Here is a 21222-nt window from a genome sequence, read left to right as displayed (position 1 = left end):
ATTTTAACCAGCAGGGAGCAATAAAATGAATTTTAATGTATCAGAACGATATAATTGTGTTGTAATTGAGTTTAAGGGCAATGTGATGGGCGGCCCTGATGCGGTCAAGCTTAATGAAAAACTTCATGAGCTTATTGAGGAAGACCAGACTAACGTTATTGCCGATCTTGGCAAGGTTAAATTTATGAATTCCTCCGGCTTGGGGATGCTTATTGGAGGACTTACCACTATGCGTAAAGCGGGTGGTGACCTGCGTATTGCCAATGCCACAGATAAGATTGAAAGCCTGTTGGTTATCACCAAGTTGATTACCGTTTTTAAGCACTTTAAGTCGCTCGAAGAAGCGGTGAAATCATACGGTGAATCGAAAGGGGAAGAGTAATCATTATAAATTTCAATTAGAAAAAGGGGTGATTGTCACCCCTTTTTTTGTGTCAAATAGATATTATGGCCACTCGTGTTGTTGTAGGAGCCCAATGGGGCGATGAAGGAAAAGGGAAAATAGTTGATCTGCTTAGTAGTGACGCTGATTACGTAGTTCGGTATCAGGGTGGAGCTAATGCGGGACACACTCTGGAATTTGATGACAAAAAGATTGTACTGCATCTTATCCCATCAGGAATTTTTAATGGTGATGCAACCTGTGTGATTGGTAATGGCGTTGTGATTGACCCACACGCATTGCTTGAGGAAATTGAAGAAGTGGAAGCGATGGGCGGAGATCTTAAGGGGCAATTGAAAATAAGTGGCTCTGCCCATGTTATTTTGCCTTATCACCAACTGCTTGATCGCGTAAAAGAAGAGCACCGCGGTGATGATGCGATTGGAACAACGGGAAGAGGAATCGGTCCCGCATATGTAAGTAAGGTATCGCGCGTAGGTATTCGGATGTCTGATTTATTTCATCCAAAGGCACTTCGTAAGAAAGTCCGTGATAATATTGCTGATATCAATGAAGCACTGCAACATGTCTATAAACACGATCCTATAGAAGCGGATCCCATTATTGAAAATTTGCTGGAAGCTGCCGAGCAGTTATGTCCATATATCACCAACACTTCTGCCCTGTTGCATGATGCTATCAAGAATGGGAAAGAGATCCTATTAGAAGGAGCACAAGGCAGTCTCTTGGATGTGGATCACGGAACTTATCCATTTGTTACTTCATCATGTCCCACATCTGGTGGCGCGTGTACAGGATCAGCTATTCCACCTACGGCTATTGATAAAGTGATGGGCATCTCTAAAGCGTATTGTACGCGAGTAGGAAATGGGCCTTTCCCATCAGAATTGACGGGCAAAGCAGGTGAAAAGTTGCGTGAAGCTGGGCAGGAATTTGGGGCAACGACTGGTCGCCCCCGCCGTTGTGGTTGGATTGATTTGGTTGCTCTCAAATACGCTGTTCGTTTGAACGGTATGAATGAGCTGGCCCTTACCAAGCTGGATATTTTAGATGACTTTGAAGAAATCAAGCTCTGTACCTCGTATCGTGTTGATGGGGAGGAAACGGAAGTGTTTCCTTTGGATCTTCCAGATGTCGAAAATCTGGAACCTGTTTATACGTCGATGCCTGGTTGGAACCAATCTCTCGAAGGATGTAACAGTCGTGAGGATTTTCCAGCAAAGGCCGAAGAGTATCTCCAGTTTATAGAACGCTATTTAGATGTTGACCTGACCATTTTATCGAAAGGCCCCAAGCGCTCAGAAACAATCGTCCTTTAATACTTGAGTGCAGGAAAAAAGTTTTAAGAAAACAATAATTGTTCTTGATATATATGGGTGCAATACCTTATATTTGGAACTCTTTGAAAAGCGGTTGAGAAACTCAATTTTATAAGCGGGAGTAGCTCAGCGGTAGAGCATCTCGTTGCCAACGAGAAGGTCGCCGGTTCGACTCCGGTCTCCCGCTCTCTCTAAAAGCTCTTGCAGATAATCCTGCGAGAGCTTTTTTTATTGGTGAAATGTTTGATACTTATATTATATATAGCGAATTCATTGATCAGTATTACGTGGATTTTACCTCGCGTAGGAATCAATGGGGTACCTCGCTAAACATAGGGCTTTTACAAAAGCTGACATTTCCTGAGAGATTGTTAACTACAAAACCCTGTAGGCATGACGAGCTGATCAAATAGAAGTGTGTGAATGATAACCAGTTCGATAAAAGGTAATATCCATTCCTTTCAAAGAGTCAGCATATTTTTATTCCGTATTCCAAAATTAGCTTCCATAGTTATAAACTTTTCTCTTTCTTAAAAGATCATCTAAGGAAAATAAAGCGTTATGGATATATTATATTCTAAGTTTGAAGGTCTTTTCGAAGAGGTTATGGAACGGCTTCCCGAGCTGATGTTTGCCCTGTTGACACTTATTGTGTTCCATTTTCTGGCTCGCGGGGCAAAGAGAGTATATCAGAAAGTCTTAGATCGATCGCCTATTAACTCCTCAAATGTACAGTTTTTTGGTAAGCTAATTTATGGTTTTGTCTTTATAATCGGAATATTAATAGCGTTAAATATTATTGGTCTTTATGGAGTTGCTGCCAGTATTTTGGCCAGTGGTGGAATTACTGCTGTGATATTGGGTTTTGCTTTTAAGGATATCGGAGAAAACTTTCTGGCCGGTTTTTTTATGGCATTTAGTCGACCGTTTACGAATGGCGACCTTATTGAAACTGAAGGTATTATGGGGCGGGTTAAAAATATTGAACTGCGGCATACTCACATTCGCACTGCTAACGGTTGCGATGTGTTTGTTCCAAGTTCGCAATTGCTTGCCAAACCATTATTCAATTATACACGTGACGGACTTCGTCGCGGATCATTTGTTATAGGTATTGATTATCGTGATGATGCCCAAAACGCCTGTAAAATATTGCTGGACATGTTAAAGCAGGAGCAGAAGTTGACTGTAAATCCGTCTCCCAATGTTTTAATTACAGGTTTTACTCCAAGCTATATCGAACTAACGGTGTACTTTTGGATTAAGGTTGATGTTAAGAGACAAGAAGTCTTGTTGTCGAATTTAAAATCACAGCTTATGGATAGGGCTCGAACAACACTGATTAAGCACAACTTTACGTTAAGTTCGGAAGTTTCGACCGCTGTGGATATGAATGAGTTGGATGTATACCTTCAAAATAGGGCTACTGATAATAAATAATTTTTACCACATACTGTGCTATTTTTATTACCTTTCTAATCACTGGAAACCAATTCTTTATACTTAGCTAAATGATCGATAAGCCACGCGATTATTGCGGCATTTTTGGGATGCAAAACCATCCCGACGCAGCACTACTCACCTATTATGGGCTGCATGCCCTTCAGCACCGAGGACAAGAGTCAGCGGGAATTGTAACTTCTCATTATGATGAGGATCAAGGTCGTTGGGTGATGCCAGCGCACCGCGATTTTGGATTAGTCCTTAATGTTTTTGATGACCAAGAAGTTTTTGATGATGAGTTGAAAGGCACAGCGGCCATCGGTCATAATCGGTATTCTACGACTGGAGCCTCTAAGAATCCGGCTAATATACAGCCGTTTCGCGTTCATTATCGAAGTGGCAATATTGGTATTGGTCATAATGGAAACTTGGCCAACGCGAAGCAGCTGCGGGAGCGGTTCAGAGAAGAGGGGGTACTTTTTCAGAGTACGTCTGATACCGAACTGATTTTGCACCTGATATCTCACAGCAAAAAAGAAACGCAGTTGGAACAGGTCTTGGATGCGCTTGAAGAGGTTGAGGGCGCGTACAGCTTGGTGATGTTGACGGACGAGAAACTTATTGCTGTGCGTGATCCCAATGGATTTCGCCCGCTCGCGCTGGGGAAGGTTGACGGCTCATATTGTGTGGCCAGTGAAACGTGTGCTTTCGATATTATTGATGCGGAGTATATCCGCGATATTGAGCCTGGTGAAGTACTGGTGATGGATCAAGATGCTACGGCTGATTCCGAGCCAGAGTCGTATCAGCTGAATGCGGAATATGGGACGGATACCAGTCAGTGTATTTTTGAATATGTCTATTTTTCACGTCCCGACAGCAAGATATTTGGCGAAAATGTTGATAAGGTTCGTCGAAACCTGGGCAAATATTTGGCCAAAGAACATCCCATTGATGAGGTGGTGAAGAATTCACCTTCCGACAAAAAGCCTATTGTGATTTCTGTGCCCGACTCCAGCAATACAGCGGCATTGGGATATGTCCACGAGAATCAGAAATACGGACGAGAGTGCAAGTTTGAAATTGGCTTGATCAGAAACCACTATGTAGGGCGTACCTTTATTTCACCGGGACAGAAATCCCGTGATCAAAAAGTACGAACCAAATTTAATACGGTACAAGGAGTTATTGAAGGTCGCTCAGTTATTATTGTGGATGACTCGATTGTGCGTGGAACGACATCGCGATATCTTGTGAATATGATTAGGAAAGATAATCCGGCTGAAGTACATTTTTTGGTTAGTTCGCCACCCATTATTAGTCCCTGTTATTACGGGATGGATTTTCCTACTCCCAAAGAGTTGATGGCAAATCGTTTTGATCGTGATATTGAAGCAATGGCGAAGGAAATTGGCGTAGATAGCCTTCGATATTTATCGCCGGATGGGTTGGTTAATGCTGTAAAAGAGGCCAATGTATCCCCCAAAGGATATTGTACGGCCTGCTTTACCGAGAATTATCCTGTGCCGGTTAACTTTGGTATCGAGAAAGAGGATAACGAGATCATATAATGCCATTCAAGAAATCAGCTTTCGTAACAAGTGCACCTTCACTGGATGTTTGTCCTGAGCCCTATTTCCCCGAGATCTGCTTTGCAGGTCGATCGAATGTGGGGAAGTCCTCACTGATTAATGCACTGGTTGATCATAAGGGACTGGCGCGTACCAGTAATGTGCCGGGCAAAACGCAACAGATGAATTATTACCGGGTGGATGACAAACTGTTTTTGGTTGACCTACCTGGATTTGGCTATGCCCAGGTATCAAAAGAAGAGCGGGAACGTTGGGGGCGTGATATTCGTGATTATCTGTTGGAAAGATCGACCCTTCGATTAGTATTACATTTAGTAGATATTCGTCATGAGCCCAGCGATTTGGATGAAGAATTTTTCTACTGGTTGGGAACGAATCGATTGCCGTTTTCAATCGTTTTGACCAAGGCCGATAAGTTATCGTATAATAAGCAGCAACAATCCAAGTTTCGGCTTAAACGCATCTTGGATGAAATGAATATTGAAGTACCGATTATTGTCAGCTCTACCAAAGACAATAAGGGAATTGGAGAAGTGAAGGAGTTAATAACAGAGTTTGCTGAATTTTAACAGCAATTGTATTAGCATACTGCCATGTCATATAAAGTCCTGTTGCTTGATAGTGTTGATGAACGATGCGAAGAAGTGTTTGCCGAACGAGGGGTTGAAGTTGTTCGAAATCAAAATTTAAGTGGACAAGCTTTATATGATGAGATAAAATCGTACGATGGTATTGTCGTTCGCAGCTCAACCGATGTGACTTCTGAAGTACTTAAAGCGGCAGAAAATCTAAAAGTTGTAGGTCGTGCCGGCGTCGGTGTTGATAATATAGATATTGATGCGGCAACGGCGCGTGGTGTGCTGGTGATGAATACTCCTGATGGCAATACCATTTCTACCGCTGAACATACGTGTGGAATGATTTTGGCCCTGGCTCGGAATATTCCCCAGTCGGTACAGAAAGTGAAAAGCGGTGGCTGGGACCGTAAAAAATATATGGGGATTGAAGTTCACAACAAGACATTGGGTATTGTTGGATTGGGCAAGATTGGTAGTGAAGTAGCCAAGCGGATGAAGGAGTTTGGTATGACGATAAAAGCTTATGATCCTTTTGCCTCTGTTGAGAAAGCCGAAAGTTTGGGTATCGAATTATTAGAGCTGGATGAACTGTTGGGCCAAACTGATTTTCTGACGGTACATACGCCGCTGACGGAGAAGACGAAGAATATGATTTCAATGGCTAATGCTGATAAGTTAAAAAAAGGCATCAGGTTGATTAATTGTGCTCGGGGCGGCATCTACAGAGAAGAAGATCTGGATTCGCTTATTGAAGAAGGTTATGTATCGGGCATTGCATTGGATGTATATTCCAGTGAGCCTCCTACGGACGAATTATATGAGCTATTGAATCATCCGCAGGTCATTACTACACCTCACTTGGGAGCTTCGACTGAAGAAGCCCAGGAAAAGGTGGCCGAGCAGATTGCCCATCAGATGGTGGATGCTTTAGAGCAGAAAAGCTTTAAAGGCAGTCTTAATGGAAAGTCTATTTCGTTGATTGCAAATAAAGAGGTGCAACCGTATTTACGGCTGGCAGAGAAACTTGGAAACGTGGCTATTCAGTTGGCACCCGAAAATGCTGACGAATTTTCGTTTGAATACAGCGGTACATGTACCAAATTTGCTGATATATTGACCGATTCGATTTTGAAGGGAATTCTCAAACAACAGATAAGCGAGTCGGTAAACCTTATTAATGCACGGCATTTTGCTGAGGAGCGTGGATTGAATATTCGTGAAACTACAGCCAGTCAAACCAAGACGTTTAATGATCTGATCACTATTAAGCTTGGTGAGGGCTCGGCCTATAAACAGATTTCAGCAACCGTTTTTGGAGATAATGACTATCGTATTGTAGAGATTGATGGCTTTGGTATTGAGCTTCGGCTTGAGGGGGATATCATCATGTACCAAAATGTAGATAAGCCTGGAATGCTTGCATCTGTGAGTAGCGCACTGGCTGATCAAGATATTAATATTGCAAACCTTAGCTTAGGGCGAACGAAGAAGGGAGAAAACGCGATTACAGCAGTTTCTGTGGATAAACATCTATCCGAGGAAGAGTTGAAGCCTATCCTTAACCTGGAGGGTATCCGTTCATTACAGTATGTAAGTTTACCTTTTAATGGGATAAAATAATAAGCGAGTATTGATATGCACATTGATCACATTGGCATAGCGGTTGACGATTTAGAAGAGGCGGTAGAAACCTACCAAAAGTTACTGAATGGGGAATGTTATAAGCGTGAGGTGGTGGAAGATCAAAAGGTGGAAACAGCTTTTTTTCGGACGGGAGAATCAAAAGTGGAGCTGTTGGGCGCGACTGATCCAGACTCGGTCATTGCCAAGTATGTGGCCAAGCAAGGTGAGGGTATGCACCATGTAGCTTTTGAGGTGGACGATATCAATGCTGAGCTGGAACGTCTTCGCAATGAAGGGTTTACGGTACTCAGTGACGAACCCAGCCGTGGTGCCGATAATAAGTTAGTGGCTTTTGTTCATCCCAAAGATAATAATGGGGTATTGGTTGAATTGTGCCAGTCGATATAATAAACTTATTCTTTAATATTTAGACTGGGATAAGATATAATTGATTATGCGTTTTTTACAGAGAGTCGATGTTTATAAGTTCATAGTAGCATTAATAGGACTCCTTTTCTTTCAGCAAGCTACAGCATGGGCACATGTAAAATGGTTTAGCAATTTCAGTTTTTCTGATAAGCCATTAACGTTGGATCAGGCAGTTGATGCCACCTTTATTTCACTCCTTGTATTGAGTATGATAGTCATTTCGTTGCTGGTGTATTTCGATCGCCAGCTAAAGGAAACGGTATGGTTCCGGAAAGTTGATGAGTGGTTGAGCGCTCAAAGTGAACATAGCCTTACGATCATTCGGGTTACCGCTGGCGCAGTATTACTACTCTCTTGGCAGGCTGATGCGATGCTGGTGCCGGAACTGAATATTTCTTCAGCATGGATTGGCTGGTTTCAGTTTTTGTTAGCATTGCTGTTACTTTTCCGAAAAACGGTGCCACTGGCCGGACTGGGATTAATTGTACTGTATGGTATTGGGATTTATGAGTTCGGCATTTTTCATATGCTGGATTACCCAATGTATGCCGGAGCGGGCTATTACCTGATCGTGGCTAACAGTGCTGATAAAGGTATTCGGGGAACAGGATTGCCGGCATTATATTTGACGGTTGGGTTTTCGCTATGTTGGGTAGCTTTGGAAAAAATTATTTATCCGCAGTGGGGGTTGTATGTCTTGCAGCAAAATCCACAATTGACGATGGGTTTTGATTTGGGTTTTTTCCTTATAGGAGCCGCATTTGTTGAGTTTGCGCTGGGTTATCTGCTGATCATTTGCCTGCTACAACGTCCATTAGCCCTGGTAATAACACTCGTATTTTTTACCACAACGATGGTGTTTGGAAAACTGGAAGTGATTGGGCATACGCTTATTCACGGCGCGCTGATTGTCTTTTTGTTAGAGGGACCAGGAAAAATTTATAAAGCACCTATTACTTTCCATAAGCGGTTGGGACTTCGAATGGCATTTGGAGCTGTTAATTTTCTGGTTATTCTTGCCATTCTGATTTCAGCTTATACGTATAGTGCATGGCATCAATATGACGAGTTTTCTGCTGATCAGGGTATGCATTCCGGGCAGGTTATGATTGCGGATTCATCCCAAGTTCCTGCGATTGATATTCATGTTGAGAAAGACAGCCTGTCGGGTTGGAATCTCAGACTCGATACCCAAGCGTTTTCTTTTGCCCCCGAGAAGTTTGGGACGGCTCATGTGCCGGGCGAAGGGCATGCCCATTTATACGTTGATGGAGAAAAACGAGCACGTATTTATAGTCGTTGGTATCATATTTCAGATCTTTCCCGAGGTTCTCACTCTTTGCGGGTTACACTAAATGCTAATTCACATGATAAATATGTGCATGGTGGTCGTGTAATAGCTGATACCGCAGAAATAAGGGTAGAATAATCAAGTATAATTTTATTGAGTTTTGGAACTGATAACCCTATCTTTGTGAGTCTTAATCGGGACGTGGCTCAGCCAGGTAGAGCGCACGACTGGGGGTCGTGAGGTCGCTGGTTCAAATCCAGTCGTCCCGACTATTAAGGTCTTTTGGTAGCTTTCATGAGCTGTTGAAAGGCCTTTTTTGTTTTAGAGATAATGCAAAAACGTACTGACTGTTATTGCATTGTTATTCAAAACACCACCCAATATAGTAGCAACAATATGATCATCACCCAGGCCACAATTTGAAGGCTTAATGGCTGGCTTGGAAACTCATACCCGCAGATAGGACATACTTCTGCATCCGCATCAATCTCTACTGCACAGCCGGGACATTCTTTTTTATCCATGTTTTCTATAGATCGTGAACTTACCTATCATTGGACATCCAAAAAGTAACATAAGACGATGAAGAAATGAAAATACAAACGCAGGCACTACTCGAAGATCTACAAATTGATGGTCAGGATATTGCCGTAGAAGATCGACAACCTATTTTCTTAGAGTTTTCGGCTATTGATACTGGTGGTGGATTTAAAGATCCCATGCTTGATTTCTCGGTTTCGGTTTCATCAATAGAAGTCCAAAACCATGGCGAAAGTGAGGTTAGATTGACGGTGATAAATCCGGATGACCATAATGATGAAGTTGCTTTGTCTTATAATGGAGCAATTACGATTGCTGATGAAGAAATTAATGGCAGAATTACCGAGGAACAGTTGCCTAAAGAAATGATTCGTTTCATATTTAAACTGTTTAATTAAAATGCTTCTCTAAGAGCTCGCGGCTGCGGTGTTGTACGTAATAATCTTCAACAGTATGTGATGGACGCGGACGCATTTGTTGTAATTGCTGAAGTTGTTTGCGAGCCTCTTCTCGATTATCTAATTCCAATAAAATTTGAGCGTAAAGGATGCGATTGCTTGGGTGGTTTGAATCCACGGCCAATGCTCTTTCAACGAGTTCGAGTGCTTTTTCTTTAGAGGGCCATCCCATAACGATTGGGATATGGGGAGAGTAGAAATGCACTTGGGCAAGAATACGATACCCGCCGCCCCCTTGATACTGGGGATCATTTTTGATGATGTCTTCACAAATACGCCGTAGCTTTTGGGATATCCCGCTTGTAGCAGCTTTTACGAAGCCATGGACATCGGCCCAGCGTCCGAGGTTAGCAGCATACCAGAATTTTATGGGGACGGAATTGGGAAACTGTTCTATCATTTGTTCTCCGAAGTCTTTTCCCTTTTGATAAACTTCTTTCTTTTGATCTTCAGTAAGCCCGGTATACATACCTTTAAAGTAGTAGGAGCGAAGAAGGTACGTGGCTGATTGTTCAGGTTTTATATTCTGTTGTAACGATTCTTCAAAAATCTCGATTGCTTGATTAATATTTGTAGGGTTGGCTCGAAATGAATCAGCCTCGGCATGGCGCTGTTCATAAAATTGTTTGCCACGGTCTGATAGGTCTTGGGCTTGTATAGTGGATGCAGAAAGTGAAGGCAAAACTGCACAGATTGAGAGAAAAGTAATCCGCAAAAAGGAAGGTTGGGTAACATAGAATCTTCTCATAATAGTGCTCTAATGATGTGATTAGCTTTAATAGCAGAATGAATTATCAGTTATACATAGCAATTAGTACAATGCTATCTTAACTGTTAAAGTAATCGCAAGGAACAAAAGATCCTATAACGTGCTAAAACTAATAAGTTAATCGTGCATTTTTAATGGCACGACTTAAAAGTGTAGGTCAATTAGAACGGAATAAAGGAGGGAGTTATGCTACGGTGGAGTATTACATTTTTAGTTATTGCTATTATAGCAGCGGTTTTTGGGTTTGGAGGTATTGCGGGTACGGCCGCAGGTATTGCTGAAATTTTATTTTATGTTTTCATTGTCTTATTTGTGATCTCACTTATTTTCGGCCGCCGATCCAAGGTGTGATGTTGTGAGCGGGAACAAATGGGCAGGAAATCTGTATGTATTACCTGTAACTATTCGCAACAGAGTTTTAGCGTTCGGCATGGGGATAAAACCCTAAATAAAAAGAAGTTAATATGTATATCATTGATCACGATAAGCAGATTGCCCTCATAGATGAGATGAAACAGCTGCGGAAGGATTCCAAAAAGTATGAGGTATATTACCATCATCCTTATACAAACCAGATGTGGAAGAGTTTTTTTCCCAGAGCTAATGATGAGGATTTGGGTCCTAAACTGCTGCGTCATGAGCCCGTACCTGCAGATATTAAAGAACGGTTAAATATCTGTCTGGGCGAAAATGCGCCTGAGAATGCCGTGGGTTTAGGTATCGAATGGTCGGCCCACCCAGAGCTTTGGCCAGAAATATTCCAGGCACTGGAAAGTCGGTATTCGCACTACAATCGCAAGCAGCTTAAGCTGTTTTTAGATAACTTGCATTTGGATGAAGCTAAACAAAAGATTCCGGCGGAAGATCCCAAGGAAGATTTTTATGAGCAGGATATCTCAGCCGAAGTAGTCGGAAAATTAATTTGGCGGTCCCGGAAAATTCGAATGAAACGATTTTTTGTATTAGGATAATCCCGTCAATTTCTCGCTGCGATCCCAAAGTTGAGCTGTAATTTCATTGTCATAAGCTATAGCTGAAGGTTTAGTAACCTTTTTGTTTTTGAAATACTTCCCATTTTTAGAGGAAAGGTCGTTTGAAGTGGCTAAATAGATCGTAGTTTCGGCCCCGGATTTCGGTGAACGCATAAAGGGTTTTCCAATCCAGTAGAAAAGTTTCATGGCCCATCCGGCCTCCTCGGCCAGTTGGGTGCGCACTACGCCGGGATGTAGGCTATATGCTGCGATAGTATTATCTTTGCTTCGCTTGGCTAATTCGTGCGTAAACATGATATTGCATAACTTCGAAACGCCATAGGCATTCATGGGCGAATAGTTTTCCGTAAGCTGAAGATCATTAATATCAAAACATTTAGCCCCTATTCGATGTACTTCTGAGGAAACATTGATCACACGCGTTTCATTGGCTTTTTGAAGATGATCCCAAAGTAAATTGGTAAGTAGAAAAGGTGCCAGGTGATTAACAGCCAGTGTCTTTTCGATTCCATCAACGGTTTCTTCGCGTTTGTCAGCTATAAGCCCGGCATTATTAACCAAGATATTAATTTGGTCAAATTGGTTGGTAATTTGTTGGGCGGCTAATCGAACATCGTGTTGAATGGCAAGGTCAGCCAGCACAATTTCTATACCGGTATTCCCGGTATCTTCAATGATATCCTGACGTGCTTGCTGGGCACGTTTCTCATTTCGGCATACCATAATTATGTAAGCTCCATCAGCTGCAAAGCTACGAACCGTTTCTTTACCAATGCCCGAGTTAGCTCCCGTAACTACACAAAGTTTGTTATTTAAATCCATGGTAAAATAAATTTATGGAGTGAATCTTTTATTCAGATTGTTACACAAAGACGTTAACTTTAGGCGTTTAACAAAAGAATATTCGAATATTAAATTTATACGATGATTCAAGAATATCTGAATTCAGTAGAAAAATTTATAGTCGTTGGCGATCGAGTACTTATAAAACCGCGTGATATGGAAACGCGCACGAAAAGTGGATTGGTATTACCTGCTACCGTTAAGGAAAAAGAAGAAATTCATAGTGGGTATGTGGTAAAAACAGGTCCGGGCTATCCTATTCCATCCAATGAGGTAGATGAAGCGTGGAAAGAAACAAGCGAGACGAAATATATTGGGATGCAGGCTCAGGAAGGGGATCTGGCGATTTTTATTAAGGATCAAACCCATGAAATTGAGTTTGAAAATGAAAAGTACCTGATCTGTCCTCATGCGGCTATACTACTGTTGATTAGAGATGATATGACTGTTTAGGAATGATTTAGTAGCGATTAGGTTTATTACTGTACCTTTTACTTTTAATAAACTCCGTTTAATTATGGATCGACGTCAATTTTTACTGCGCTCCTCATTATTGGCAGCTGGTACTGCCCTTCCATTTAAATCATTATTTGCAAATAGCCAGCCCAGTTTCACGAGTCTTCGTCGCAATGTGGGGTATTTTACTGAGCGTGGAGGAACCATTGGCTGGTTGGCCTCTGATGATGCCTTGGCCGTCATCGATTCGCAATATCCCGAAACGGCTCAGCATTGTCTGAACAGTTTACGCGATAAAACAGATCAGCCATTGGATCTGCTTATCAATACCCATCACCACGGCGATCACACAGGCGGAAATCCAACTTTTAAAGGAGTAGCTGAAAAGATGGTGGGGCATGAAAATGTTCCGTCGCTGATGAAAAAAGCGAATAAGGAGAGTGATGGGGAGGGTAATACGGCCTACCCAACAACTACGTATACTAAAAGTTGGCGAATGGATCTGGGGGATGAAACTGTGCATGCTAAATATTACGGGGCCGGACATACCAGCGGAGATTCGGTTATCTATTTTGAGAAAGCCAATGTCGTTCATATGGGAGACCTGGTGTTTAATCGGATGAATCCCTATACAGATCGTCCTTCGGGTGCTTCGATGCAAAATTGGATCAACATTCTTTCAACGGTGGCGGATAAATATCCTGCTGATGCAATCTATATTTTTGGGCACGCGAAGCCGGAGTACGGTATTACCGGAGAAGCGAAAGACCTTGGGGTGATGAAAAATTACTTATCAGCGGTGTTAGAGCATGCCCAGAATGGTATTGATAAGGGGAAAAGTAAAGAAGAAATTACGGATATGAAGGAACTTCCGGATTTTGAGCATTTTTTATATGCTGACTTTTGGACACTTTCGGATAATTTGGGCGTAGCCTACGAAGAATTGATGGAATAGTAGTTATGGCTGATGAGATTCAATTAATGGCAGAAGATAAATCTCAAGACAAACGACGTTGTACCTATTGTGGCGTAGAGGCACCGTTGGTGTGGGTTCACGGGCATGGACAGTGTGCAAATTGTGGTATCAACGTACAGGAGTGTTGCCAAGGAGAAACATGTCAGGTTGATTTAGAAAAGTAAAAAGCGGATTCAGACGAATGTTTCTTCTGCAATTGAAAATTGGCGTTCGCAAAGGTCGAGCTCATCAGGATTATTGGAAGCAATGATAAGCAGTTTCTCTGGCGTGTCGTATGCTTCAGCAATTTCTTGGATCAAATGACGTCCCGATGCATCCAGGTTTGATCCCGGTTCATCCAAAAGGAGAATATCTGGATCATAAAAGAGGGACGAGGCCAGTCGCAATCGCTGTTGCTGCCCGGTAGATAGTTTTCCAAATGGTTGGTCGCTTACAGCATCTAATCCCACTTTGGAAATCCATAAATCGATAGAAGATTTTATATCATTTTGGTGGCGCATTTTTGCAATAAAGTGAAGATTCTCTGCGCAGCTTAGTTCATTATAAAGATTAATATAGGGCGCAGCATATCCCAGCTTCTGTTTAAGTACTGTCGACTTGAGCGGGCTTCCGTTATATTTCCACTGTATCATGCCCCGGCTGGGAGCAAGGAGTCCAGAAAGGCACTTTAAAAAAGTTGATTTGCCTGAACCGTTCGAACCCGAAATGCCAAGTGGCTTAGATTGATGGTCGAACGTTACATTTGAGAAAATTATCTTCGGACCAAAAGATTTTTTTAGCTGTTTAACGGATAACGTAATCATATATCAAAGGTAATAATGGATTCTTAAATCCTAAATCAAAAGTTGAAATGAAATATTGTGGGCAAAACTACTCATTTATAAAAGCATATTTCAAAAGATTCTCAGGATTTAACATATTGAGCCGTTCTTCGGTTGTATTGCCTTCCGTTAGACAATATATTTTCCAAAAATTATGCGACAAATTATACAGCAAATAACACAGAATTTGACTGATCGTTTACCCGAAAACGATCAATACTATCGATTGGAAGAACTTCGGTCGTGGGGTTTCCCATCTTTTATTGTGCGGCGTATCCGGGTTGAGTTAAAGCGTAATCTTTCGGAGTCTATGATTATTCCGAAAACTGATTGGGCTAATACCCAGGCTGATGCCGTTCTTGATGCGTGGCAACAGTTTATCGATGCTATTCGCGATGAGGCGCGGTTGCCAGCCAGTTATGGACAAGCAGTGATAGAAACGGCTGTTTCGGATGTTGTAGAGATGTTGGTGCAGCCTCGAAAGAATGTTCCGGAAGTAATTTTTGGGACGAAGGATGAACTTCCAGCGACGAAGGTCATGGAACGATTAGAGGGGATTGTAATATATCGACATTTTGCCGTTTTGATATCTCGGTATCTTGAAAAGAAGAACTTAGAAACGTTGAGTAAAAAACGGTGTCGATCCATTATAACCAAAGCTGATGAAAAACTTACAGCTGGCTATTCTCCGTTAAATTGGGCACAGTTGCTGGAGCCGCTTTTCCAGTTGGTGGATGATGGAATTGATACTAATTTGTTGCGCTTGTTTTATGAGGATAAAAATATGCCTCGGATAGCGAAGAAAATCGATTTGATGAATACGACCTTGAGCAGGGCGGAATTTATTGAAACGCTTTCCTCACCCGATCTGCTCAATTTTGAAGGGTATGAAGATGATCAGTCATCTTTGTTTGAAGATCAGCCTGCTGAAGAGAAGAATGAGGTTTCTGTTACTGCTGATATAGAAGAAATGGATGAGAATAATGATTCTTCTGAAAGTGATGGCGATGGATCTCCTGCTAACAATGTACCATCAGAAGATTATTCTCCCGGGAATAACGGTCATGAAGAAGAGGAGAACACGTTAAATACAGTTTTTAAGGATGAGGATACCTCGAAACAAGAGTTTGCAGATGAAGAAAAGGAGGTTATATCAGATGAGAATGATGTAGATACGTCTGATGAGCAGGAAGAGGATATCGGGGATCAAGAGCATTCTGATGGAGTTTCTGAAGATGAAGAAGAGGAGAAAGAGAATGCTGCCGAATTGAATGTCTCTTCTCCTGATGAGGTTCAGAATAATGATATAGAGCTTGAGGAAAGAGTCGAATCTGGTGAGGAAGATAGCGGCGAAACGCCTATCTGGATGCGGTTTATGAGTGATGAGGAGATTGAGGAGTACCAAAAAGAGCAGGAGGCCGAGCTTGATGAAGATGGGTTTATTGATGAGCCGATTATTGATTTGACACAAGAGGATGCCTCGGAGAAGGAGATCAAGCAATTGATGGACATCCTTGAAAAGGATCGTCAGCTTTTTGTGGACGAGATATTCCGCGGCTCAGATCGGGCTTTTGATCAGGCTGTAGAGGATATTGCTGCATATGATAGTTGGCGGGATGTCAGCAAGTATATTGAGAAAGATATTTTCAAACGTAATTTAGTTGATATGTACTCTGAGGCAGCGGTGGATTTTACCGATCAGCTGCAGAGTTATTTTTTGGAGAAACAAAATCGCAATAAACAAGAAAATTAGATGGCTTCGGATAAAAAAGTAGAGCGACTGAAACAGAAACGTGAAGATGCACAAAAGGGCGGTGGCGAAAAACGCATTAAGAAGCAGCATGATAAGGGCAAGTTGACGGCGCGCGAACGTATTGATTTATTGGTTGATAAGGGATCGTTCGAGGAGATAGACCCTTTTGTAACTCATCGAAGTGATAAGTTTGGATTGGATGAAAAGAAGATTGACGGTGACGGTGTAGTTACAGGGTTTGCTAAAATTCACGGTCGGCCTATTTACCTTTTCAGTCAGGATTTTACGGTTTTCGGCGGGTCACTTTCGGAGACCCATGCTGAGAAAATTTGCAAGATCATGGATATGGCCATGAAAAATGGAGTGCCTGTTATTGGTCTCAATGATTCGGGAGGTGCTCGTATCCAGGAAGGTGTTTCGTCGCTGGGGGGGTATGCAGAAGTCTTCTATCGAAATAGTATGGCCTCAGGGGTGGTGCCGCAGTTTTCGGCCGTGATGGGACCTTGTGCAGGTGGTGCAGTATATAGTCCTGCATTAACCGATTTTGTGTTCATGGTTAAAAATACCAGTTATATGTTTGTTACGGGACCCAATGTGGTGAAAACGGTAACTCATGAAGAGGTGACGTCTGAAGAATTGGGCGGGGCCAGTGCGCACGGTTCGAAATCAGGTGTAGCGCACTTTACCGAAGAAAATGATGCTATCTGCTTGCAGGAGCTTCGTAAACTGTTGACGTATGTGCCACAGAATTGCGAAGAAAAACCCCCGCGAGCCGAAGCTAAAGATCCCGATCCTGCTAAAGCCAAAAAGCTTGATGATATTGTCCCGGATAATCCCAATAAGCCCTATGACATTAAGGATGTTATTGAGGGAATTGTGGATAAGGATTCGTTTATGGAAGTCCATGAACATTATGCGACGAATCTTGTAGTTGGCTTTGCACATATCGATGGACGAAGTGTGGGCGTTGTTGCTAACCAGCCATTGTCATTAGCTGGCGTGCTTGATATTGATGCCTCGCTAAAAGGTGCTCGGTTTGTACGTTTTTGTGACGCTTTTAATATCCCGCTGGTTACATTTGAAGATGTACCTGGATTCCTGCCCGGAACGGATCAGGAATGGGGTGGAATCATCAAGCATGGTGCTAAGCTGTTGTATGCGTTTTGTGAGGCAACGGTACCTAAGATGACCGTTATTACCCGTAAGGCGTATGGAGGGGCTTATGATGTAATGAATTCCAAGCATATCCGCGCGGATTATAATGTAGCATGGCCTACTGCCGAAATTGCGGTAATGGGACCAAAAGGAGCTGTTGAGATTATTTTCCGCAAAGAAATAGCCGCGGCTGATGATCCCGAAGCTAAAGAGCAGGAACTCATCGATTATTATAAAGAAGAGTTTGCGCATCCTTACAAAGCGGCGGAGCGTGGTTTTATTGACAATGTCATTCTACCCAGCGAAACACGCGAAAAATTAATTCGTGCGCTGGAAGTTTCAGAAAACAAGGTGGATAATATTCCACAGAAAAAGCATGACAATCTACCGTTGTAAAGGATATAAGGTATAAAAAAGTTTACGTCCCGTATACTTTAGAAGTGTACGGGACTTTATTTTTTAAAGTGTGTTTTCCATCAAATTGTTAAGGTTGCGATCGTATGGATTTATGAGATCACCAATTTTATTTACAAATAAGGTCTTCGGCAATCTTGGCAGATGAAAGAACGCCTGGTAATCCAGCACCGGGATGGGTTCCTGCTCCTACAAAGAAAAGATCATCGACGTCTTCGGATTTATTGTGAGGACGAAACCAAGCTGACTGGGTGAGGATAGGTTCTACTGAAAAAGCAGATCCTTTGTAACTGTTGAGCGTGTTTTGAAAATGGAGCGGATCAATATGATGCTCAACTATAATGTTTTCTTCTAAGTTTGGAAGGTAATTTTCCTCGAGGAAAGAAATAATGGCATCACGATAGGGTTTTGCTTTTTGGGTCCAGTCAGTATCGCCATCTAAATGCGGGACCGGAGAAAGTACGTAAAACCCTTCGCACCCTTCGGGGGCAAGAGAAGGATCCGTTTTTGTAGGCATATGCAAATATAAAGAAAAGTCTTCGGATAGCTTTTTGTCATGGAAGATGTCGGAAAGTAGTTCTTGATATCGTTCCCCTAAAATGATGTTATGGTGCTCCAGTTCTGAGTCCAGGTATCGTTTTTTTGTCCCAAAATAAATTACAAAAAGGGACATGCTGTATTTTGTACGCTCAATTTTTTTGTTCGTCCACGTAGAGCGTTCGGCCTCGGGGATCATATTTCGATAGGTGAAAGCGACATCAGCATTGGAAACAACTTGATCAGCAGAATGTTCGGTTCCATCCTTAAGTCGGATGCCCGTTGCCTTTCCATTGGAAATAGCAATTTCATCTACTTCAGCCTCATAATGGAAGGTGCCGCCCTGTTCTTCAATAAGCTTTGCTAAGGCATTGACAATAGATCCGGTGCCTCCCATAGCATAGTGAACGCCCCATTCGCGTTCGAGGTAATGAATCATGGCGTAGATGGAGGTGGTATCAAAGGGATTACCGCCAACAAGCAGCGGGTGGAAAGAAAATACCTTGCGAAGGAAGTCATTTTCAATATACTTAGAAATATATTTATAGACTGTTTTATGGGATTGTAGTCGAATGAGGTCGGGCACGACTTTGATCATATCCCACAAACTCAGAAAAGGTTGGTCGGCTAACTCTACAAAGCCTTTCTGAAAAATTGCTTTCGTTGTCTTTAGGAATTTGGTGTATCCTTCTTTATCGGCAGGGTTCCACTGCTCGATTTCATTTAAAACAAATTGATGATCCCCGTTATAGTCAAATTTTCGCCCTTCTGAATTAAATATACGGTAAAATGGGTTACAAGGGATAAGCTCAAAATACTCTTCTCGTTTTTTGCCGGCTGCCTCAAAAATTTCATCAAATAGAAAGGGAGCGGTGATAACTGTAGGGCCGCCATCAAACTTGAAGCCATCTATTTCGTACACGTAAGCACGACCTCCGGGCTTGTCACGCTTCTCAAAAATTTCAACGTTATGTCCCCGGGATAGAAGTCGCGAAGCTGTTGCAAGTCCACCAAACCCGCTGCCAATAACAATAATTTTTTTCTTCATCGGTATACATTATATGGGATTATAGCTGATGCTACAACCACAAACAGGAGGGCTTACATTCCAAGAATAGGTAACTTTTTAAAAATCTAATTTTCGATCTGTTTGACGTATCCGCTGAACCCTTGTCGTTTAAGTTGACGTTGTTTTTTCCGAGCGTTGTTTTTGTCAGTATAAATACCGTGATACACCCGATATAAAATATTATCTCCCATTGTTATTTTCTCTACCCGGGCTCCACGTATCTTTTTTGCGTGATTTTCGGCTTGTTGCCGGTTCTCAAATGATGCAAGTTGAACCGTATATGTAGGAACTTTGAGATCTGTGACACGTGAATTTGCCAAATTCCCTTCCAGCAAAATAAGCTCTACATTGGCTGTGCCCGGACCCAGCATGTCTATTTCCTGTGCAGCTTTCTTTGATAGGTCAATAATCCTGTTTTTTGCATAGGGACCACGGTCGTTAATACGTACCTGTACCGATTTTCCATTATCAAGATTTTTTACTTTTAGAATGGTATCAAAAGGCAGTGTGCGATGGGCAGCCGTAAGTTCATACATATCATACGTTTCGCCATTAGCAGTAAGTTTCCCATCGAAATTGGGGCCATACCAGCTGGCTATTCCATCCTCAATTTTTTTGCCTGTGCCCGTTGCTTCAGTTGCTGGTTTTGTATCATCAGGTTCTCCATATCGCGAGGTGGTACCACAAGAGGTGATGAATAGGCTGATTACTAAAGCAAGGATTGGAAATATCCGCAAGGTAGTTAGGCTTGTGTTAAGAGTGTAATCAAATATATTTTTACTGGTAATGAAAATCTACAGTAGGATTGAGGAATTCATCAAGATGATCAAACAGAATTGAAAACAGATTGTTCCAGATAAAGTAGGTGAGTGGGGGGACAATCTGTTTCTTTTGATTGAATGTTTAATAAAAAGAGCCGATGACTGGATTCGAACCAGCGACCTATTCTTTACGAGAGAATCGCTCTACCCCTGAGCTACATCGGCTTTTGAAGTGGTCAAATATAAGCACTGGGATACTTGGGAAGCAAGCTTGTTCGTAAATAAAATTGGAGATCGAGGTTGCTCTTGTCTATCTTCGATGATCAAAATATGTATCTATGGAAAATTATATAGCAAACTACCCCGCAACTTTTTACTTGGTCACAGCAAATGTGATTATTTCGCTTGTGGCACTTTATGTGTTTCCCACTCTCATCGAGAAGGGATACCTGAAACCCTATCGCACGGTGCAGAAAAACACATGGTATGAATTGCTGACATCGGGATTTTTACACGCCAATTTGGGTCACCTGTTTGTGAATATGTTTACGCTGTACTTTTTTGGTCCCGTAATGGAGCGTGTGCTGGGTAGCAGTTATTTCGCAGGATTATACCTGACCGGATTGATTGTGGCTGGTATTCCATCCATAATCAAGTTTAAGGATGATCCGAACTATGCCACGCTGGGCGCATCAGGAGCAGTGGGGTCAGTTCTGTTTGCCTTTATTTTCCTTTTTCCAATGGAAAAAATTTATCTCCTGCTCATCCCCATTCCCATACCAGCTTTTGTGTTTGCGATCCTATATTTGATATACAGCATGTATGCCAGCAAGCAGGAGCGAGGTAAAATTAATCACGAAGCACACATCGCCGGTGCGTTGTGGGGCATTTTATACCTGGTGATTTTTGTGCCGAATACGATTGATCATCTCTTAACCGTATTCGGCTTAATTTAGTACCAACTGTACAGAGGCAACGGATCTACACCAGCGAAATCTGC

Annotated in this window: 23 protein-coding genes and 3 tRNA genes; 19 read left to right on the top strand and 7 right to left on the bottom strand. The window is 42.2% G+C overall.

Annotation, left to right across the window (positions count from 1 at the left end; translation table 11 throughout):
- Positions 1 to 25: 25 nt before the first annotated feature.
- From AAFH98_RS01220 to AAFH98_RS01175, 10 genes are all read left to right on the top strand, one after another.
- Positions 26 to 382: an STAS domain-containing protein gene (locus tag AAFH98_RS01220; RefSeq protein ID WP_342520843.1), complete on the top strand. Its 357-nt coding sequence runs from the start codon at positions 26 to 28 to the stop codon at positions 380 to 382.
- 65 nt (positions 383 to 447) lie between these two features.
- Positions 448 to 1722: an adenylosuccinate synthase gene (locus AAFH98_RS01215; protein WP_342520842.1), complete on the top strand. Its 1275-nt coding sequence runs from the start codon at positions 448 to 450 to the stop codon at positions 1720 to 1722.
- A 115-nt stretch (positions 1723 to 1837) separates the two neighbouring features.
- Positions 1838 to 1909 (top strand) — tRNA-Gly (locus AAFH98_RS01210).
- A 374-nt stretch (positions 1910 to 2283) separates the two neighbouring features.
- Positions 2284 to 3162, top strand: coding sequence for a mechanosensitive ion channel family protein (locus AAFH98_RS01205; protein ID WP_342520841.1), 879 nt, complete (start codon positions 2284 to 2286; stop codon positions 3160 to 3162).
- Positions 3163 to 3233: 71 nt separating this feature from the next.
- Positions 3234 to 4736 (top strand): amidophosphoribosyltransferase, encoded by a 1503-nt coding sequence (purF, locus tag AAFH98_RS01200; RefSeq protein ID WP_342520840.1) that lies wholly within the window; start codon positions 3234 to 3236, stop codon positions 4734 to 4736.
- Positions 4736 to 5326, top strand: coding sequence for a ribosome biogenesis GTP-binding protein YihA/YsxC (yihA, locus tag AAFH98_RS01195; protein WP_342520839.1), 591 nt, complete (start codon positions 4736 to 4738; stop codon positions 5324 to 5326). Before purF ends, yihA begins: the two co-directional genes overlap by 1 nt.
- 24 nt (positions 5327 to 5350) lie before the next feature.
- Positions 5351 to 6955: a phosphoglycerate dehydrogenase gene (serA, locus tag AAFH98_RS01190; protein WP_342520838.1), complete on the top strand. Its 1605-nt coding sequence runs from the start codon at positions 5351 to 5353 to the stop codon at positions 6953 to 6955.
- 15 nt (positions 6956 to 6970) lie between these two features.
- Entirely contained in the window at positions 6971 to 7366 is a 396-nt protein-coding gene (gene mce / locus AAFH98_RS01185; RefSeq protein WP_342520837.1) for a methylmalonyl-CoA epimerase, read from the top strand.
- A gap of 46 nt (positions 7367 to 7412) precedes the next feature.
- Positions 7413 to 8816 carry a hypothetical protein gene (locus AAFH98_RS01180; protein WP_342520836.1) on the top strand — a complete coding sequence of 468 codons (1404 nt, stop codon included), beginning with the start codon at positions 7413 to 7415 and terminating at the stop codon, positions 8814 to 8816.
- 57 nt (positions 8817 to 8873) lie between these two features.
- A tRNA-Pro gene (locus AAFH98_RS01175) sits at positions 8874 to 8947 on the top strand.
- Positions 8948 to 9043: 96 nt separating this feature from the next.
- Here the strand turns inward: AAFH98_RS01175 and AAFH98_RS15040 are convergent.
- Positions 9044 to 9202: a zinc ribbon domain-containing protein gene (locus AAFH98_RS15040; protein ID WP_407935474.1), complete on the bottom strand. Its 159-nt coding sequence runs from the start codon at positions 9200 to 9202 to the stop codon at positions 9044 to 9046.
- A 66-nt stretch (positions 9203 to 9268) separates the two neighbouring features.
- On the opposite strand from AAFH98_RS15040, the gene AAFH98_RS01170 reads away from it, so the two are divergent.
- Entirely contained in the window at positions 9269 to 9616 is a 348-nt protein-coding gene (locus tag AAFH98_RS01170; RefSeq protein ID WP_342520835.1) for a hypothetical protein, read from the top strand.
- Here AAFH98_RS01170 and AAFH98_RS01165 read toward each other — a convergent pair.
- Positions 9609 to 10424: a tetratricopeptide repeat protein gene (locus AAFH98_RS01165; RefSeq protein WP_342520834.1), complete on the bottom strand. Its 816-nt coding sequence runs from the start codon at positions 10422 to 10424 to the stop codon at positions 9609 to 9611. The two genes, AAFH98_RS01170 and AAFH98_RS01165, sit on opposite strands and share 8 nt — an antisense overlap.
- Before the next feature lie 207 nt (positions 10425 to 10631).
- Here AAFH98_RS01165 and AAFH98_RS01160 point away from each other — a divergent pair, with 207 nt between their 5' ends.
- Both AAFH98_RS01160 and AAFH98_RS01155 read left to right on the top strand, forming a co-directional pair.
- On the top strand, positions 10632 to 10796 hold the full coding sequence (locus AAFH98_RS01160; protein ID WP_342520833.1) for a DUF1328 domain-containing protein: 165 nt from the start codon (positions 10632 to 10634) through the stop codon (positions 10794 to 10796).
- A gap of 113 nt (positions 10797 to 10909) precedes the next feature.
- Entirely contained in the window at positions 10910 to 11416 is a 507-nt protein-coding gene (locus AAFH98_RS01155; protein WP_342520832.1) for a hypothetical protein, read from the top strand.
- Here the strand turns inward: AAFH98_RS01155 and AAFH98_RS01150 are convergent.
- The gene (locus AAFH98_RS01150; RefSeq protein WP_342520831.1) at positions 11408 to 12259 is read right to left on the bottom strand and encodes an SDR family oxidoreductase; all 852 of its coding nucleotides are present in this window, start codon (positions 12257 to 12259) and stop codon (positions 11408 to 11410) included. The two genes, AAFH98_RS01155 and AAFH98_RS01150, sit on opposite strands and share 9 nt — an antisense overlap.
- Positions 12260 to 12361: 102 nt before the next feature.
- On the opposite strand from AAFH98_RS01150, the gene AAFH98_RS01145 reads away from it, so the two are divergent.
- The 3 genes from AAFH98_RS01145 (at position 12362) to AAFH98_RS01135 (ending at position 13876) form a co-directional block, all read left to right on the top strand.
- Positions 12362 to 12733 carry a co-chaperone GroES gene (locus tag AAFH98_RS01145; RefSeq protein WP_342520830.1) on the top strand — a complete coding sequence of 124 codons (372 nt, stop codon included), beginning with the start codon at positions 12362 to 12364 and terminating at the stop codon, positions 12731 to 12733.
- A 64-nt stretch (positions 12734 to 12797) separates the two neighbouring features.
- Complete coding sequence (locus AAFH98_RS01140) at positions 12798 to 13691, top strand: MBL fold metallo-hydrolase (protein WP_342520829.1); 894 nt, start codon at positions 12798 to 12800, stop codon at positions 13689 to 13691.
- A gap of 5 nt (positions 13692 to 13696) precedes the next feature.
- Complete coding sequence (locus tag AAFH98_RS01135) at positions 13697 to 13876, top strand: hypothetical protein (protein WP_342520828.1); 180 nt, start codon at positions 13697 to 13699, stop codon at positions 13874 to 13876.
- A 9-nt stretch (positions 13877 to 13885) separates the two neighbouring features.
- On the opposite strand, the gene AAFH98_RS01130 is transcribed toward AAFH98_RS01135, so the two are convergent.
- A complete protein-coding gene (locus AAFH98_RS01130; protein ID WP_342520827.1) occupies positions 13886 to 14515 on the bottom strand; it encodes an ABC transporter ATP-binding protein in 630 nt (209 codons plus the stop codon).
- Positions 14516 to 14687: 172 nt separating this feature from the next.
- Between AAFH98_RS01130 and AAFH98_RS01125 the strand changes: the two genes are divergently transcribed.
- Positions 14688 to 16286, top strand: a complete 1599-nt coding sequence (locus tag AAFH98_RS01125) for a hypothetical protein (RefSeq protein WP_342520826.1) — start codon at positions 14688 to 14690, stop codon at positions 16284 to 16286.
- Positions 16287 to 17837, top strand: coding sequence for an acyl-CoA carboxylase subunit beta (locus AAFH98_RS01120; protein WP_342520825.1), 1551 nt, complete (start codon positions 16287 to 16289; stop codon positions 17835 to 17837).
- Positions 17838 to 17964: 127 nt separating this feature from the next.
- Here the strand turns inward: AAFH98_RS01120 and AAFH98_RS01115 are convergent, their stop codons facing one another.
- The 3 genes from AAFH98_RS01115 to AAFH98_RS01105 all read right to left on the bottom strand — a co-directional run bounded on the left by AAFH98_RS01115 (position 17965) and on the right by AAFH98_RS01105 (position 20447).
- Positions 17965 to 19440: a phytoene desaturase gene (locus AAFH98_RS01115; RefSeq protein ID WP_342520824.1), complete on the bottom strand. Its 1476-nt coding sequence runs from the start codon at positions 19438 to 19440 to the stop codon at positions 17965 to 17967.
- Positions 19441 to 19526: 86 nt separating this feature from the next.
- Positions 19527 to 20198, bottom strand: coding sequence for a septal ring lytic transglycosylase RlpA family protein (locus AAFH98_RS01110; protein WP_342520823.1), 672 nt, complete (start codon positions 20196 to 20198; stop codon positions 19527 to 19529).
- A 177-nt stretch (positions 20199 to 20375) separates the two neighbouring features.
- Positions 20376 to 20447: transfer RNA gene (locus tag AAFH98_RS01105), tRNA-Thr, on the bottom strand.
- Between the two features lie 113 nt (positions 20448 to 20560).
- On the opposite strand from AAFH98_RS01105, the gene AAFH98_RS01100 reads away from it, so the two are divergent.
- The gene (locus tag AAFH98_RS01100; protein ID WP_342520822.1) at positions 20561 to 21178 is read left to right on the top strand and encodes a rhomboid family intramembrane serine protease; all 618 of its coding nucleotides are present in this window, start codon (positions 20561 to 20563) and stop codon (positions 21176 to 21178) included.
- Positions 21179 to 21222 lie beyond the last annotated feature (44 nt).

This window comes from Fodinibius sp. Rm-B-1B1-1 (assembly GCF_038594945.1).
Lineage (GTDB): Bacteria > Bacteroidota > Rhodothermia > Balneolales > Balneolaceae > Fodinibius > Fodinibius alkaliphilus.
The sequence above is the reverse complement of the archived record's forward strand: the minus strand, read 5'-3'. Positions and strand labels throughout refer to the sequence as shown.